We start from the raw sequence: 17805 nt of genomic DNA, 5'->3' as shown, positions 1-17805 counted from the left end.
TTTTCAACTTCTTGCTGCGATTGAATTAAGTGCCATTCTCAACAGAGAGTAACCTACTTAATTCAACCTAACTCGTCAGCTTGCTTTCGCTGTCTGCCGTGTCAGTGGATGCGCATTATAGGGAGATTGAGAAAGTGTGCAACCCCTATTTTAAGGAAATTTGCAGTTAATTCATATCTTTCAAGCTAACCACATCATACCCACCACTTACCCCCAAAGTTATCCACACACCGCTCATTTTAGACTCAGTTTCAACTTAAAATGAGGTTTGATGAGCCTCTATTACTACGAATAAAGCATGGAGATTCCGTTGATTCTCGAGGCTAGAGGTGGATTCTTGATGCAGCTTGTTCTAATAAATGGGCGAACGACAGATTAAAGAAACTCTTTGCCGACTTAATCAGAAATACAGGTCGTATTGCACAAAGCTGATATTGGCCACTTGTTAGTTATGAGCTTATCTATTAAAGCTAAGTTGATTCATCAAAGACGTCATGCACATTATGAGCGGCATGCTCGCTTGCCTATATTTAGTGACATAAAATTTAGTGGCAATAATTTTGAAGCAAAAAAATACCCGCCAATGGCGGGTATTTTCTTATTTAGCTATGGCGTTAAACGCTGAGCTTATTCTTCTACTGGCGAGACCACGAACAGTAAGTCACCTTGAGACACTTGCTGACCATTGCTGTTCAGGATGCGCTCGATGCGATACTTCTTATCCTCAGGGTACAAAATCGCACTCTGACGGTTAAAGCCGGCTAAGGTCACTTGCGAGAACATCTTCATCGCTTCTGTGAGTGCTAGCGTTTGATCGACGGTAACTATGTCACCTTCTTTCACAAAATCCGCTTCACCCGGTGCAGAAGAGGTATAGAAGATACCTGCGCCTTGGGCTAACACTTTCAGTTCGTTACTTTCACCAACGCGCAGTGACTCAGTGTCCACTTCCACAGTTTCAGCGGCGGCTTCCATTTCAGCGATCAACGCCGGAATGTCCAGCTCAGCCATTAAACGTGGCAGATAGTTAGTATCGTAAACACCTTCGTTGAAGGTACCGTCTTTCAGAATAAGCTTGAGTAACGGAATGTTAGTCGCGATGCCTTTCAGCACTACGCTGTCTAAGTATTCGTACAGTTTGGCAATCACATCCTCACGGTTTTCACCGCGCATGATGATTTGCGCAATCAAGCTATCGTAGTATGGCGATACTTCTTTACCTGGCGCTGCAATCGAAATGATTTCCACATCGGGATGATCAGGGAACACACATTCAGTGATCTTGCCCGGATTTGGGATCAGCTGCAGTATGCCGTGGCTATCGAGCGCCGCTTTCTCAGCCGTCACACGTACTTCCATCGCATAACCAATTTCTTTAGGCTCTAATGCTTCAATTGAACGGCCAGCGGCAATATCAAACTGCGCACTAACGATATCAATACCTGAAGTCGCTTCCGTAACAGGATGCTCAACCTGCAGACGCGTGTTCATCTCCATGAAGTACACTTCGTTGGCATCTAAGTTATAGATAAACTCAACGGTACCTGCGCCCATGTAATCGGTCGCGTCACCTAAGGCACGAGTATAAGCCAGCACTTGTCGCTTCAGCTCATCTGGCAACATAGTTGAACCAGACTCTTCGACCACTTTTTGGTTGTTACGTTGAACCGAACAGTCACGCAAACCTAATACTTTGGCGTTGCCGAACTTGTCACGCAGTAACTGCACTTCGATGTGACGCAGCGATGTCACATATTTCTCTAAGTACAAGTCACCGTTACCAAAGGCAGCTGCCGCTTCGGTTGCGGTTTTTTGGAATAGACCAATCATGTCTTCAGGACGTTTCACAACCTGAATACCTTTACCGCCACCACCTTGTACCGCTTTAAGCAGTACTGGGTAGCCAATTTCGCTCGCCACGTTCACGGCTTGCTCTGCATTGGTCAGAATACCGTGAGAACCTGGCACTACAGGTACATTTTGCGCTTGCGATGTCTTAATTGCGTTCGACTTGTTACCCATAGTCGTCATTGAATGCACGCTAGGACCGACGAAGTTAACACCGTTATTCACACACAGTGCAGCAAACTGCGGGCTTTCTGATAGGAAACCGATACCAGGGTGTAATGCATCCACTTGCTCATACTCGGCCACTTTCAGCACTGAGTAAGCATTCAAGTAACTTTCGTCCGAGGTATTACCCCCTAAACAAACTAACTTGTCGGTGTCTTTCAACATGTCCGCTGGCACTGATGTCATATCAGGATCCGACGCCACTAATACCACATTGATATTATTGTCATGCGCCTTACGGATCAATTTCACCGCAGTACAACCACGGGCGTGAACCAATACTTTGTTAATTGGCTTCATTAACTGGCGTGGATCGTTCTGCACGATCACTTCTTCTTCAACAGTAGCTTCAACCACTAAGGTCGACAGTGCATTGATGATCACGTCGTTAATTTTTGCCGAAGGCATTGGCATCAGAGGATCGATACCTGCTAACTGAGAGTCTAAATTGTCGCTGAATGGGTTATGGACTAAGCCCGCCATTGCGCCAGGTACTTTTGACAAGTAGTTAGACAGAGTCGCCGTTGATGGCAAGTAAGCTGGCACTACCATTTGGCCTGCGAATGGCATGTTAGTGCCAGACAGGTAGTAAGTTTGCACTAATGGGTGAGTCACAAAACTCGCCTGCGCACCACCAGTACAGTCACCAAAACCAAACATAAGTACAGGCAATTCGTTATCACGAATAAAGCGCGTGATACGGTCGTTCACCACAGCCATAGAGAATAGCGCCGCGGCACCTTCTTTAGTCTGCATCCCGCCTGAACTGATAAAGCACACGACTGGTAATTTACGCTTAGCACACTCGATCAATAGTGCAGAGAATTTCTCAGCACTGGCCATATCGAATGCACCGGCTTGGAATGCGGTGTTAGACACAGCCACACCCACACGTACTTTTTGACCTTTTTCTTTAAAGTCAGCAATACCTGTGATCAAACCACATGGACGAATGCCTTTATCTAACGCATCTTCGATTGATAAGCGGAAGCCTGGGAAGTTGAGCAAATTAGCCGACATCTTGTCGCCATTGATCTCTTCGAAATGGGTAAAGAACTGTTTAACCACATTTTCCCAAGTCATGTTGCCTTTACGTTTTTCGTCACGCAGCACTTTTTGGATCAATAGATCCTGATAACCCATGGTCAAGCGGTTCCAGAAGTCCTTACGACGACCGATACGCACAGGGTTGATCGCGCCAGTGTACTTACTGGTATCGCTTTCGCTATCGAAATACTCAGGCAGTAAACGTTCGAAGAAGTAAGTCAGTACCACGAATAGACTGTCGTTAAGCTGCGGGAAACCCACACTCTTCCACTGTTCTACGCGGACTAATAAATCTGCACGGTTCGATTGACCCATGAAGTATTTAAGCCACTTGTAGAACTTAGCTTTGTCGTTCGAGGTATCTTGTGTCGACATTGCATGGTCAATTGACTTGTGCAGCAGGTTGTTCACTGAATTACGTGACAAACTCTTCGACATCATGGCTTCTTTCGCGATTGACGCTAAGCTACCGACAACGTTGTCGTACAAGGCATTGAAGATCAGAATGTTATGGCATTGCCAAATAAAGTCTTCACGCAGTTCTTCATTCACAACCACATCGAGTACGGTCAGCTGATTCAGCTCAGGCCATTTAGCTTGAGTCACAGACTTTGGCAAACTTTCTAAGTGCTGAATAAGCCCTTTGAAGTTGTTAGCCGCATTGCTCTTCCAGCGGTGATATAAAGACCAGCTGATGTTAAATAACAGCGCCTTACGTGCTTTCTTATAGTTCTCTTTTGGTTCACCCAAAATCAAACGAGTCAACATGTTACGCTCGGTAGACACTTCATCACGCTTAGCGACAAAAGTAGTCCACAATTTGTTCAGCTCTTCGTCATAAACCAGTTTATCTGGGTTAGATAACCAAGCTTGGAACACACGGTCTTGTTCTTGTTGAATACGCGCCAACAGATCACCTTCTGGCACGCTAGCACGTGACAGACGACCATATTGTTCTTGAGAAATCGAATGGATACGGCTACGCAGCGTTAAATAACGCAAATAACGATAAGCACTACCGAACAGGTTGTGGTGACTGGTCGGGCTCGTTGCCACAGCCAATTCTGCGTTCAGTTCCAAAGCCATCAAGTTTTTAGATGGATTTAGGAAACGAGTTAAGCTGCGGTCATAATGCTCACGTAAATCTTTAGATTCACGCACAAAATTCATCGCTGCACGCTCAACCGCTTCTACGCTGCTAATAATAGCGCGGCGCAAATTGTGCTGACGCTCATCACGGTCACCCGGTGAAAAGTCGATGATACCGTCGATACAGCCTGAGGTATAAAGCTCTTCTGGTGATACACCCACAGATTTCGCACATTCTTGCCAAGATAAGTTGTACTTACGGGCAATACTTTGCAGACCTTGTGGCTGGATCGTGTTGAAAATACCGTCACGCAACGACAACAGAATGTTCGCCGCCGCTAATGGAATCGCACCACCAGAATAACCGGCACCGATCACAATACCGACTGTCGGTACGTCAACGTTAGCGCTTTCTGCGATAGCTTTAGAAATTGAATGCGCTTGGTTTTGGCTGTTAGCGATTTCGCCAGCATCAGCTCCAGGAGTATCAATTAAATAGATAATAGGCATAGACAATTCGGCAAAATGACGAATTGCTTTACAGGCGGCGTAATGATGCTCAGGCATCCAAGCACCGTTTGCGGTAGTGCGTTCTTGGGCGATAAAGCCAATACGACGAGTGCGTGAACCAAAGTTCAGCTCGACCTCAGCACTGTAAAAAGAGCCCAAGTGAGTTTCGGTAATCAAGCGACCTTTAAGATCGGCAATGATACGTTTTGCACCAGGACGACCTTTATCTTGGGTCGGCTGGATCACTTTAGTAACGTAACCGTCGACATCTAACGATGCCAAGTCTTTCAAGTTTGCCTGGATGGCATCCTCATTTAAAAGACCTTTAATTTCTTCCGATAAACTCTGTTTGCTGTGCTTAGGAAACAGAGAAAAATCCTTTGCCAAATGCTCGGCTTGTAAAAAAAGCGGATCGGGCGTTTGGGCTTGAGTCATGTGTGTGGGCTGATTATTGCTGGTCATCAAAAGATCCTCTGCTTAGCCTCTGAAAATTTTTAGCCAATAAATATAACTTTGTTATCCCGTCAAATGCCATTAAACTGCATAAGACGCTATGTTCCAAATATGAGACAGTGGGAAAAACATGCCAGATTTAAACGGTATGATGCTATTTGCAGCCGTAGTTAGAGCTAAGGGATTCTCCCAAGCTGCACGTGAAACCGGCCACCCAAAATCCACCATAAGTCGCAAAATCGCGCAGCTTGAAGAACAACTTGGCGTGCGATTGCTACAGCGCGACACCCGTAATTTGAGTCTGACCCAAGTCGGGGCACTCTTTTACCAACACTGTGATTCCATTCGCAATGAGGTGGAAGCGGCCAAGGCTGTTATCGAGAATACTCACGATGATGTGTCAGGATCATTACGGATTGCGATCCCTGTGTCATTTAGCCAAGAACTTATCGCTAACCTCTGTAGCGGATTTATGCGTTTATATCCCAATGTTGAATTAGATGTCCAGTTTACCGACAACGATATTGGTTTGGTCGGCGAAGGATATGACATAGCCATCAAATATGGCCCACTTCAATCGTCGGACTTAGTCGCACGATTACTGTTTGAACGCCAACCGATTTTAGTCGCAAGCCCAGGTTACTTAAAACTCAAAGGCACACCCGCAACGCCAAAAGAACTCAGCCTGCACAGTGGCATTTTATTGGGGACTTCTCGCTCGGCGCCGATTTGGCCACTGGGTAAAGGTTCGCGTAAAACCATGGCGAACTTCCAACGTAAAGTGCGGGTCAATAGCCCTATCATGGTAAAACAGTTAGCCATGGATGATTTTGGCATCGCCATGTTATCCAATTCGGCCTGTAAGACCGAACTTGCCAATGGACAACTAGTACCGATTTTACAGGAATGGCCGATTGAACCCTTTAAGGTTTACGGGGTTTATTCGAGTCGACGTCAACTGGCCACCAACATCAGCGTTTTCTTAGACTTCTTCGTAAAACGCTTCAGCAGCCAAGAAAGCCTGCAATCCCTCATGGGCTAAGGAATTACGTGTTCCAGTTTTAATACTTCTTTAGTAATGGCTTGGCGCAATGGCAAACCTGCAGCGTTGGGGATATCCATATTCATTGCAAAAAACCACACATTATCATCGAGTTCTACCCAACCTACCCACCAGCCAATACTTGGTTCAGCTCTGACCGCATAGCCGGTTTTTGCGCGAATAATATAGTCAGAATTCGCCTCGGTGAGCATGGCTTGCTTAACGATTCGTTGACTGCGCTCTGAGGCATGGATCTTGTTGTGATAAAGCCGACGCAGGAAATCAATTTGCTCAGTGGCAGAAATCCGAATACCGCCATCGAGCCAAAAGCTATCTAAGTTACCCGAGATATCCTCATTGCCATAATCGAAGGAGGCGATCATCTTCGACATCCGCGCCTCACCAATTTGGCGGGCAAACTCTTGATAGACAGGCACAACCGAATACTTCATCCCGGTAATCAAGTTGTGGTCACGATTCCAAGTGGCGATATCACGACTTTTACCATCCCACTTAAACACTTGGTGCTCATCCTTCACCACACCCAACTCGAGCGCAATCAAGCTATTGGGGATTTTAAAGGTCGATGCAGGTAAAAAACCTTGATTGGCACGTTTAAGATTGTTGGTATATCCCTGTTGCTTGTTTTCGTTCCATAGTGCTACCACGCCCGAGGTTTGTTGGAGCTTAGTTTTTTGCAGTTTAGCTTGTTGCGGCTCAGCTTGATGCTGAGTAAAAATGGCATCCCAACTGTGGGTTTCTTGCCACTCCTTCTTCACCGCTGTTGTGGCAAATGTCGGGGCAGCTATGATTGACGACGCTAACAGTGAGGACATAATCAACACAGTCGATATGGCGAACGAACGCATAAAGTCTCCTTGTAGAAACAAAAAATCCAAAGAACTAAAAAGTGATTAAGGCTATCACTTAGCGTTTTTGTATGCCCTAGCAAACTGCTGACCAATAGTGGCAAAAAAGAGGCAAGTAAGTTCTGCCATAGAAGGACTGATGTCAGCTCAGCGCCTTTGAAAGAGAAGATGATGAGATAGAAGATATTGGCATAAGATGACGAAGATCACTGAGCATAACTTTATTACCCTCAGCTTGTAGTGCATACTTTTTGGCATAAGAGCCTTCCAGAAGACGAGATGAACATCATTTCCAATCAAATAAGGTCTAATCACTACAGGGAAATCAAAAATGTTGAAGCCAGTATTGAAGCCAGTGTTAACGCTAGTCCTCACCAGTAGCTTGATCAATACGGCCAGTGCTGTGCAGCTATTGGGTGATGTTGAAGTTTCCCGCCTACCCACAGCCGAAAAAACCATGGGCGAAGTCGTGACTCGCTATCAAGCACTTGACGATGGTCTGGCTCAACTAAGCTCAAAGAAAAACGAAGTTGACGCCACCCAATTAGCCGCGCGCCAAGGCCATAGATTATGGCAACAAGCGGTACGCGATGTGCAGTCAGGGCATTTTGACGACCGACCTTTATATTGGGCGCGCCTTGCCATGCTTAAAAGTCTTAAGAGCACCAGCGCCAACTTTAAAATGGCCGATTGGCAAAATGATATATTAATGAGTGCAGTTGAAAAGGCCTCACGGGGATTTAGCGATATTCAATATGCTGATGATGTTCAAATCAAAATATTCCTCACGGGTTTCGATCCTTTCTTCCTTGACAAAGATATCACCCAGAGTAATCCTTCTGGCTTAGTCGCCCTCGCCTTGGATGGTTTCCGCTTTGATGTAAATGGCAAAACGGCGCAAATCGAAACCGCTATGGTGCCAGTGCGTTTTGAAGATTTTGATCAAGGACTTATCGAATCGCTACTGAGTCCGATATACCGCGATCCTAAAACCCAATTTGTATTTACCGTCAGCATGGGCCGAACTGACTTTGATATTGAACGCTTCCCTGCCCGAAATCGCAGTGCTGCTGCGCCCGATAACCAAAATGTCCTCACTGGCGGCACTAAAACCGCACCGCTTGCCCCAAAGCTTAATGGTAAAGATTTTATCGGCCCTGAGTTTGTCGAATTCTCGCTGCCGGTTGCCGCCATGCAAGTCAAAGATGGCCAATGGAAAGTCAACGATAACCACACAGTCACTACCCTTGCCCGCGGTGAGTTTAGTGCAACATCATTGAATGAGCTGCAAAACGAAACGTCGGTCGAAGGCTCTGGCGGCGGTTATCTTTCTAATGAAATTTCCTATCGCGCCATAGTGTTGCAGCAAAAGTTTAATAGCAGTGCGAAAGTCGGCCACATTCACACCCCAAGAGTCAAAGGCTATGACGCCGATACTGAGCAAGCCATAGTCGAACAAGTGCGCACTATGGTGATGCAAGCGGCGACGAGTTTATAACCTAGGCTGAGTAGGCTGGTATTGTCAGATAGCGTTCGCTATGATGCGAACGCTTGGCCTGACTCTTATTTCAAGCGCTGATTTGGAAGGCTGAGTATTAAGAGCGGATTGCAAGAACAAGCGTTCGAAGCTGAAGCCAAGCGCCGTACTTAGGATTGGCTTCATAACTGATGCTTCTATAGCTAAATGAGTGTTAAGCACTCAATATTTACCTTTAACCGACGAGATCCAACGCTAATCCTATGTTGAAACCTGCAGACTTACTCAATGCTTTACGTCGTCGCAGCAGTGAAGCACTCGCCCCACTGACAAAATCGACATACGCAGCCTTAGGCCAAAGCCAAGATAAGTCGCAGGTGATAACGAGTCCACCAGTACAAGATACGGCTCAGGCACATAATTTCACCGGTTCATCACGCCCACTCTCATCACTGCAAATACAAGTACTAGAGCGAATTGAAGCTTGTTATCAAGAGGCCGAGATATCGCTTAAGCGCACTTTTCCACGCCCAGTCACACAATTTAGTCTCAGGGGAAAGAGCGCGGGTACGGCTCATCTGCAGCAGAATCGCTTACGATTCAATCCCGTGTTGCTAAGCGAAAACAGCGAAGCATTTTTGACTGAGGTCGTGCCCCACGAAATTTGTCATTTACTGTGTTTTCAGCTTTTTGGCAAAACCAAGCCCCACGGTAAAGAATGGCAATCTTTGATGCTAACGGTATTTAAGGTTAACCCGAGTACCACCCACAGCTTCAATACCACTTCGGTGGCAGGTCGCGACGTGGAGTATCGCTGCGCCTGTGGGCCGATTCGGTTAAGTATTCGCCGCCATAACAAAGTGTTGCGGGGCGAAAGCCGTTATATCTGTAAACGCTGCAAGACCCATTTAACGGCGAACTAAGCCCTCTTCGCGCACAATCCTCACACCCACCCCACAATTCGAATTTCAGCATTTGGGAATTGCGTGAGTAAAAAGTACGACGCAATTTGCATAAGCAGCGGCATTTCCCTTACCATCACGCCATAAAAGACGAGCCAAAGGCTCGCGTAGTATTTGTTATTTTGGGATAAATTTTGAACAAAACGTCTTTAACCGTTAATTCACGGCGCCTCTTGCTGTGCCTGATCACTTGGGCGGCAATCTTAACTGTGCCAGCTGGCGCCTCAGTATCACACCCCAATAGTTTCAGCCAAGCAAAAACCAAGTCGCAGGCACTCTACGCCGGAAGTCGCCAAGGCACTCTACCCGCTGTGAGTTTTTACTGTGGCTGCGATATTCAAATCAAAGGCAAATCGTGGAAACCCGATCTCGCCAGCTGCGGTTATCAAGTCCGTAAACAGGAAACCCGCGCCAACCGTATCGAGTGGGAACACATAGTGCCCGCCTGGGAATTTGGCCATCAGCTCCAATGCTGGCAAAAGGGCGGGCGTAAAAACTGCGCCGATAACAGTAACGAATTTAATAAGATGGAAGCGGACATGCACAACTTAGTGCCCGCTATCGGTGAAGTGAACGGCGATCGCAGCAACTTCCGTTTTAGCCAATGGAACGGTAAAGCCGACCAGTATGGCCAATGTGCTATGGTGGTCGATTTTAAGAATCGTCAGGCGCAGCCGCCCGTAAACGCCCGCGGTAAGATAGCCAGAACCTACCTCTATATGCAGCAGACCTATGGGCTTAAAATCGCGTCGAGCCAATTAAAATTGTTTAAGGCATGGGATAAAACCTATCCAGTTGATACTATTGAGTGCAAACGCGATAACGCTATAGCGCAAACTCAAGGCAACCATAACCCCTTTGTGCAGAATGCCTGTAATGCGCCACCACTGCGTCAACAACTAGCCGAGTAAGGTCGAATGAGAGTCCCAAGAATTTATCAACCTCAGCCATTAGCCATCAATCAACAGCTGAACTTAGACGAAGATGGCGCGGCCCATATCGGCAAAGTGCTGCGCATGGGTAACGGCGAACATATCAGCCTATTCAATGGCGATGGCCATGATTATCTTGCTGAAATTGTCGATGCAGGTAAAAAGCATGTCACAGTAAAACTGCTTTCCTGTGAGGCAAATTCATCTGAGTCGCCACTCAACTTGCACTTAGGCCAAGTGATTTCCCGTGGCGACAGAATGGAATTCACCATTCAAAAATCGGTCGAGCTGGGGGTTAATACCATTACGCCGCTGTTTTCCGATCGCTGCGGTGTAAAGCTTAATGGCGAACGCCTAGAGAAAAAAATTCAGCAATGGCAGAAAATCGTTGTGAGCGCCTGTGAACAATCGGGCCGCAGTCAAGTACCTGTGGTTCGCCCAGCGATGGACTTACACGATTGGTGCAGTGAGCCAACCTCGGCACTGAAACTCAATTTACACCCACGTGCCGCACACGGTATCAATGGTTTAGATTTAGCGCACACTCGCGTGCGCCTGTTAATTGGCCCAGAAGGTGGTTTGTCGGCGGAAGAAATCGCCATGACAGAAACCTATCAATTTACCGATGTGTTGCTTGGCCCCAGAGTGCTTCGCACTGAAACCGCCTCGCTCACGGCCATTACGGCGCTGCAACTCAGATTTGGTGATTTAGGCTAAACCGCAGCCGCAAGCTACGCTGGCATAACAGACCCATTATCCAATCAATGCTTTTTTGCCTGCAAACGGCGACAAATAAGGAACAGATTAATGATAAAACTCGGCATAGTGATGGACCCCATCAGTGAGATCAACATTAAGAAAGACTCTAGTTTTGCCATGTTAATGGCCGCGCAGGACAGAGGTTATCAGCTGTTTTATATGGAAATGGCCGATCTTGCCATGGTCAACGGCGTGGCAATGGCCAATATGCGTCCGTTAACTGTTATCAATGATGCGAGTAAATGGTATGAGCTAGGCGAAGCGCAAGACACGCCAATGAGCGAACTCGACGTGATCTTAATGCGTAAAGACCCGCCATTCGATACTGAGTTTATCTACGCCACTTACATGCTGGAACGCGCCGAAGAGCAAGGCGTGTTGATCGTCAACAAGCCGCAAAGTCTACGTGACGCTAACGAAAAGCTGTTCACCGCATGGTTTAGTGAATTCACCCCAGAAACAATCGTGACCCGTGATGCCAAACGTATCCGTGCCTTCCACCAAGCTAAGGGCGATATCATTCTCAAGCCTTTAGATGGCATGGGCGGCACCTCGATTTTCCGCGTGAAGCAGGATGACCCTAACCTTGGGGTGATCATCGAGACCTTGACCAGTTATGGCCAACAATATGCGATGGCGCAAGCCTTTATCCCTGAAATTACCAAAGGCGATAAACGCATTTTAGTGGTCGATGGCGAGCCTGTACCTTACGCGTTGGCACGTATCCCAATGAAAGGTGAAACCCGTGGCAACTTAGCCGCCGGCGGTAGCGGTGTGGCGCAGCCTTTATCCGACAGCGATTGGGCGATTGCCCGCGCGATTGGCCCTGAGCTTAAAAAACGTGGACTGATTTTTGTCGGGCTGGATGTAATTGGTGACAAGCTGACTGAGATCAATGTGACGAGCCCAACCTGTATCCGTGAAATCCAAGCGGCATTTGATGTCGACATCACGGGCATGTTAATGGATGCTATCGAAGCACGCATTAACGCCAAAGCATAAGAATTTACCAACGAGTTTGTTGATTGTAAGGCGCGAGCACATCGCGAGCGCCGAACCACTTCTAGGGATGTGATATGAGTTTCACCAAAGCGCCACTCTTGTTACTCGGCATCAGTTTGCTGTTATCTACGCCAGCTTGGGCAGATGAAACGGGTCCAACGAAAGCGCCATCGCGACCGAAAAACATCGTCATCATGATAGGTGATGGTATGGGGCCGTCTTACACTAGCGCCTACCGCTATTACAAAGATAATCCTGACACCGAAGAAGTCGAGCAAACCGTATTTGACCGTTTACTGGTGGGCATGGCGAGTACCTATCCCGCGAGCGTCAGTGGTTATGTGACTGACTCAGCCGCCGCGGCAACCGCACTCGCCACTGGGGTAAAATCCTATAATGGGGCGATTTCGGTCGATACCCAAAAACAACCGCTGCCGACCATACTCGAAAAAGCCAAATCCCTTGGCCTCAGCACAGGTGTCGCAGTAACATCGCAAATCAACCACGCTACGCCAGCGGCCTTTTTGGCCCACAACGAAAGCCGTAAAAATTACGACGCTCTGGCACTCAGCTATTTAGAAACCAACGCCGATGTATTTTTAGGCGGTGGTCAAAAGTATTTTCCTCCTGCGCTGTTAGAGCAGTTTAAAGCCAAGGGCTATCAACACATCAGCCGTTTTGAGGATCTCGCCAGCATCACCCAACCAAAAGTGTTGGGCCTGTTTGCTGAAGTACAATTGCCTTGGGCGATTGATGAGAAAGATGCAAGAAAACTCAGCACCTTAACCCAAAAGGCACTCAGCTTACTGTCGCAAAATGACCAAGGTTTTGTGCTGTTAGTCGAAGGGAGTCTCATCGACTGGGCGGGCCACAATAACGATATCGCCACTGCCATGGGTGAGATGGATGAATTCTCCAATGCCATTGAAGTGGTTGAGCAATTTGTGCGCGAACATCCCGATACCCTGATGGTGATCACCGCCGACCACAATACCGGTGGCCTATCGATTGGCGTCGATGGTAACTACAACTGGAACCCTGAAATCCTGCGTAATATCTCGGCTAGCACAGACACTTTAGCCTTAGCCGCCATCAGTGGCGAACAATGGCAAGCCGATCTTGCCCGCGGTTTAGGCTTTGAACTTAGCGAAGAAGAAGTCGCCAAATTAAACGTCGCCAGAATGCAGGGATTAGAAACCATGGCGGTGGCAATTCGCCATCTTATTGATAAACGTACTGATACAGGTTGGACAACCGACGGTCACACAGGCACAGACGTACAAGTCTTTGCCGCAGGTCCGGCATCTGAGCTGTTTAACGGCCATCAAGACAATACCGATATCGCCAATAAGATTTTTAGCTTATTACCTAAACCGAAGAAACCTAAGAGCTAATGTCTAAGTGATTCAACGAATAGAAGGCAACCGCATAATGCTGTTGCCTTTTTTATTGGTTTTTTTTATTAGGGATTTTATCAGGTCTTAGCGCAGGGATTCGATGCAAACTGGCTCAGGCGTGAATAACGGGTATAATGCCCACACTTAAGTTTATAGGTGCCAGTAACCGTGTTAACCAATCCATCGCAAGTCATTATTCGTAATCAAGACAGCCTAAGCCAACATAAAGTTTTAGTGCTCAATCATGAAGCCGATCTACTGCCAAAAGCCCTGCTCGATGTCGCGGCATCGGTCGATGCACTCGCCTTGGATTACCACCATTACTTGCACTTAGCGCCGCACGCCAACTCAAAGCTGCGTTGCTATTTCGGCCATGACCTGCCGCACCAAGACCCAGTTGAGCGAGAAAAATACGATACGGTTATTGTATATTTCCCCAAAGCCAAACCCTTAGCACCTTATTTGTTTAATCTCGCCGCCAATCATCTTGTGCCTAACGGCCAACTGTTAGTCGTTGGAGAAAACAAAGGCGGGATTAAGTCTTTAGTGAAGCTGTTGCCTGAGTATTTTGCGACTGGGATGAAGCTCGATAACGCTCGCCACTGCCTGTTATTTGGCAGCAGTTTGGAAGGTAGCGCGCCGGCGATGAAACTCAGTGACTGGGTCAGTCAGTATCAACTCTCAACGCCACAGGGCGAGATCAGTATCTGTAACTTAGTCGGAGTGTTTAGCGAAAAACGCTTAGATCTGGGCACTGAATTATTACTGTCGCACCTACCGACACTTTCGGGCCGAGTGCTCGATTTTGGTTGCGGCGCCGGCGTGATTGCCGCTGCCCTGCTCAAGGCCCAGCCGAACTTATCCTTAGAGTGTGTCGATATTAATGCGATGGCCTTGGCTTCATGCGAACTCACCTTAGCCGCCAATGGCATGACGGCCAAAGTCTATCCTTCCGATGGACTGACACAAACCACGGGGAAATTTAACGGCATTATCTCTAATCCGCCGTTCCACGATGGTCTTGCAAGCACCACCAGCATAGCGCAGAACTTTGTCACTGATAGTGCCAAGCAATTACAACATAACGGCATTTGGCAAATTGTCGCCAACCGCCACTTGCCCTATTCCGATATCATTGCCGCCGAATTTGGCCAATTAAAAGTGGTTGCCGATAACAACAAGTACAAGCTGTATTACTTCCAACACAAGTAAAACTCTACAGATAACGCGCTTATTTATAGGCGCGTTATTGACTACGCCTCATACTCACTCGTGTCACTATCCCATTTTTCAGATAAAGCTTATCTTTCCTCGTGTTACAAAACTCAATATTATGATCTGCCGCATGTCAGCGATTCCCGTAAACACACTTCCATTTACCTCAAACTGCCGTTCCTAGCATAGGAATTTGATTTAAAACACCAAAATAATCGCTAAAGCGAAAGTTAGCATTAAGTTGCGACTTACACTGTGATTAGTAGGAATAAACCAGAGATAACACTGTTTATCTCATTCAATTTCTTATAAAAAACTAACTATAAATCGCCCAGTAGACCATTAACAACAAAATGCCAACATTTGCTGTTTTTGCAGCCAAAAAGGCTTCTTTACCCTAAGTTTCTACTGTTATACTCAAATCAGCTTCTTAAACAATAATAAAACGCAATTACTAGGAATGCCCCTATGCTGGACCCTGAACTCATAGAGCTAAACAGCGATAAGACCAAAGCTGAATTGCGCCTGATCCCTAATGTCCATGGCCCAGTCACCCATGAAGACATAATGCGCCTGTTGTCTTTACCTGAATTCGGTTCCCTGTTTCCTTTAGAGCCAGCTATTACTAAAACCGTCGCTAAAATCAACGCTCTGCGCAGCCAAGATGACGGAAAGTTTGAGCTCTTCGCCACTTTAGCTGAACGCCGCGATGGCACCATAGCAATCGAAATTAGCCCAGATAAAATGCAAGCCAGCCTCAAACTGACCGCAGCATGGGGCGGTAAACAGATAGATTTGCCTGAGATCCTCACCCATCTCAAAAAGAACAACGTCTGCATGGGGTTAAGCAAGCTCAAAATTCAAACCCTACTCAAACAACTTAGCACGCTGAAGCCGGGTGAAGTGTGCCAAAGTGACATTGCCCAAGGTAAAGCACCGGTCAATGGACTCAATGCGGTATTAGAACGTAAAGTGTTTCTCGCGCGCGAACGCTTACTCCAGCCACAAGAGCGAGAAGATGGCACTGTCGATATGCGTAATCTCGGCTCACTTATCGTCGTCAAAGCCGACGATGTTTTAATAGTTAAACACCCCGCCACCGAAGGCACACTAGGTTACAACATCAAGGGCGAAGTACTTAAACAAAAACCGGGTAAAGATGCCATACTCCAAGCGGGTACCGGCACAGCTTTGCATCCGCAGGATCCCAATAAACTCATCGCCACTGTGCCTGGCCAACCCGTCGAAACCCGTACAGGCATGAATGTCGATGATATTTTGCAGCTTAAAGATGTCGATATCAGCACAGGCCATATCAGCTTTAAGGGCAGTATTTTAATCACCGGCGATGTCCACGAGGGCATGCTAGTTAAAAGTTCGGGTGATATAACCGTAATGGGCTTTGTGGACTCCGCGACCCTAGAGGCGGAAGGTGATGTCACAGTCAGTAAAGGCATCATAGGCAGACAAATCAAAGCTAATGAATACTCTACCAATATCCATTCTCAAGGCCAGATCAGCGCCCAGTTTGTGCAATATTCCAACTTAGTGGCCAAGGGCAATATCTTAGTCACTAAACAGTTGCTGCACAGCCATACCAAAACAGCTGGCAGTTTAACGGTCAGCGATCCGAGTGGTCGTCGTGGCGATCTGGTGGGCGGTGTCGCACGTGCAGAGAAAGGCATCACGGCGGTTGTCATAGGGGCAACGGCGGGAACCAAAACCGACGTTTATTGCGCGATGGAACATGGGGAACTTAAGCAAGCTCTCAAGCTACTCGATGAAAGCGTTAAAGCTATGGTTGTCGCCAGTTTAGATATTGAGGCTCGCCTCAATAAATTACCCCCAAAGTCAGAATGGCAAGGCGACGCTGTGATGATCGAGCAAATCAAGATGATGCTCGACCAGAAGAATCGCATTCTGGATGAGCGCACCCGTGAAGAACTCGAGTTCGATACCTTAAAACAAGAAGTCGAAGGCTATTACGAGAAATACCGCATCGAAGTGCTTAAACACGTATTCCTCAATGTTGAGTTACATATAGGTCCAGCGAATCATCGCACTGCCCGTGAACACGGCACTTGCTGCATTGCCAATGTTAATCAAGAAATTAACTTTGACTATAACGCTAAGGCCAAAGCTGCACCGACGACTTAATACTCGCGAGGAGTAATGACGCATTCACTACTCCTTGCTCATTCTGCCAGACTCTGCGAACGCGTTCTGGCCTCTATCAATCTTCCCTCAGCGTGGCATACTGCTATTAGATAAACTCACGCAGCATGCCAAGTATCTTCTTGTATAATCCTAATCCTTGTCTACTGCCGCCGATTGTTCTCAGAGACTGTCTCAGAGCCCATTTTAAACTACCTAAGGATCTGAAATGACTAGCGTTAAGATGTCGAGTATTGAATGGCCAGCCATTGTAAAACTGACTCAAAGTGACGAATTACTTTACCTAGAACACCAAAGGGATTGGCTCGAACTCGCCTGTCTCTATCAGCATCATTTTATCGATACCGATCAATTACTCGACTCTAAAGGCCAGCGTTATCTAATCAGTGCCTGTCCGCAGAAAATCCATGAAGATCCCGTCGGCGAACTGCCGCAATTACTGCGCCAAAAACAAGATTTACCGCTCAATGAATTTATCAAGTGGGTTCAAAACCATGCCCAAGCACTGGGGCAATGCTGCGTTGCTAAGCTGGCTTTCACAACGATTTCCCAAGGGATTGAAATTGTACGCACCCTCGATGAATAAACGGCAAGCAGCTGAGATACTATCTACCAACAACTCAGTTGCTCAATAAAAAACACTATGACCTTAAAAGCTAATATCCTCATAGTGAATTCACAGGCATAATTTGCCGCTGTGTAGCAGCGCCGAGTCCACTGGCAAAGCGCGGCTAAAATACACTTCAAAATGACCATCTTCTTCGTCGACTCAAGGGATGACGTTTAAGTTGGCACTAAATATA

12 protein-coding genes are annotated in these 17805 nt (G+C 47.0%); 10 read left to right on the top strand and 2 right to left on the bottom strand.

Features of this window, described 5'->3' with window-relative positions:
• Positions 1-627: 627 nt before the first annotated feature.
• Complete coding sequence (locus NE536_RS18305) at positions 628-5181, bottom strand: ATP-binding protein (protein ID WP_261273576.1); 4554 nt, start codon at positions 5179-5181, stop codon at positions 628-630.
• Positions 5182-5302: 121 nt separating this feature from the next.
• Between NE536_RS18305 and NE536_RS18300 the strand changes: the two genes are divergently transcribed.
• Positions 5303-6214: a LysR family transcriptional regulator gene (locus NE536_RS18300; RefSeq protein ID WP_006082994.1), complete on the top strand. Its 912-nt coding sequence runs from the start codon at positions 5303-5305 to the stop codon at positions 6212-6214.
• Here NE536_RS18300 and blaOXA read toward each other — a convergent pair.
• Complete coding sequence (gene blaOXA, locus NE536_RS18295) at positions 6211-7083, bottom strand: OXA-548 family class D beta-lactamase (RefSeq protein ID WP_261273575.1); 873 nt, start codon at positions 7081-7083, stop codon at positions 6211-6213. The two genes, NE536_RS18300 and blaOXA, sit on opposite strands and share 4 nt — an antisense overlap.
• 331 nt (positions 7084-7414) lie before the next feature.
• Here blaOXA and NE536_RS18290 point away from each other — a divergent pair, with 331 nt between their 5' ends.
• The 9 genes from NE536_RS18290 to NE536_RS18250 all read left to right on the top strand — a co-directional run bounded on the left by NE536_RS18290 (position 7415) and on the right by NE536_RS18250 (position 17588).
• Positions 7415-8581 (top strand): hypothetical protein, encoded by a 1167-nt coding sequence (locus NE536_RS18290; protein WP_261273574.1) that lies wholly within the window; start codon positions 7415-7417, stop codon positions 8579-8581.
• Between the two features lie 242 nt (positions 8582-8823).
• A complete protein-coding gene (locus NE536_RS18285) occupies positions 8824-9483 on the top strand; it encodes a SprT family zinc-dependent metalloprotease (protein WP_261273573.1) in 660 nt (219 codons plus the stop codon).
• Between the two features lie 173 nt (positions 9484-9656).
• Positions 9657-10433 carry an endonuclease EndA gene (endA, locus tag NE536_RS18280; protein WP_280925686.1) on the top strand — a complete coding sequence of 259 codons (777 nt, stop codon included), beginning with the start codon at positions 9657-9659 and terminating at the stop codon, positions 10431-10433.
• Positions 10434-10439: 6 nt separating this feature from the next.
• A complete protein-coding gene (rsmE, locus tag NE536_RS18275) occupies positions 10440-11171 on the top strand; it encodes a 16S rRNA (uracil(1498)-N(3))-methyltransferase (RefSeq protein ID WP_106649512.1) in 732 nt (243 codons plus the stop codon).
• A gap of 90 nt (positions 11172-11261) precedes the next feature.
• Entirely contained in the window at positions 11262-12215 is a 954-nt protein-coding gene (gene gshB / locus NE536_RS18270) for a glutathione synthase (RefSeq protein ID WP_259521166.1), read from the top strand.
• A gap of 74 nt (positions 12216-12289) precedes the next feature.
• On the top strand, positions 12290-13609 hold the full coding sequence (locus NE536_RS18265; protein WP_261273572.1) for an alkaline phosphatase: 1320 nt from the start codon (positions 12290-12292) through the stop codon (positions 13607-13609).
• Between the two features lie 171 nt (positions 13610-13780).
• Complete coding sequence (locus NE536_RS18260) at positions 13781-14824, top strand: methyltransferase (RefSeq protein ID WP_261273571.1); 1044 nt, start codon at positions 13781-13783, stop codon at positions 14822-14824.
• A 471-nt stretch (positions 14825-15295) separates the two neighbouring features.
• Complete coding sequence (locus NE536_RS18255; RefSeq protein ID WP_261273570.1) at positions 15296-16984, top strand: flagellar assembly protein A; 1689 nt, start codon at positions 15296-15298, stop codon at positions 16982-16984.
• A 226-nt stretch (positions 16985-17210) separates the two neighbouring features.
• Positions 17211-17588, top strand: a complete 378-nt coding sequence (locus NE536_RS18250) for a DUF4144 family protein (RefSeq protein WP_006083004.1) — start codon at positions 17211-17213, stop codon at positions 17586-17588.
• Positions 17589-17805: the final 217 nt, after the last annotated feature.

This window comes from Shewanella septentrionalis, assembly GCF_025370265.1.
GTDB classification, from domain to species: Bacteria; Pseudomonadota; Gammaproteobacteria; order Enterobacterales; family Shewanellaceae; genus Shewanella; species Shewanella hafniensis.
The sequence above is the reverse complement of the archived record's forward strand: the minus strand, read 5'-3'. Positions and strand labels throughout refer to the sequence as shown.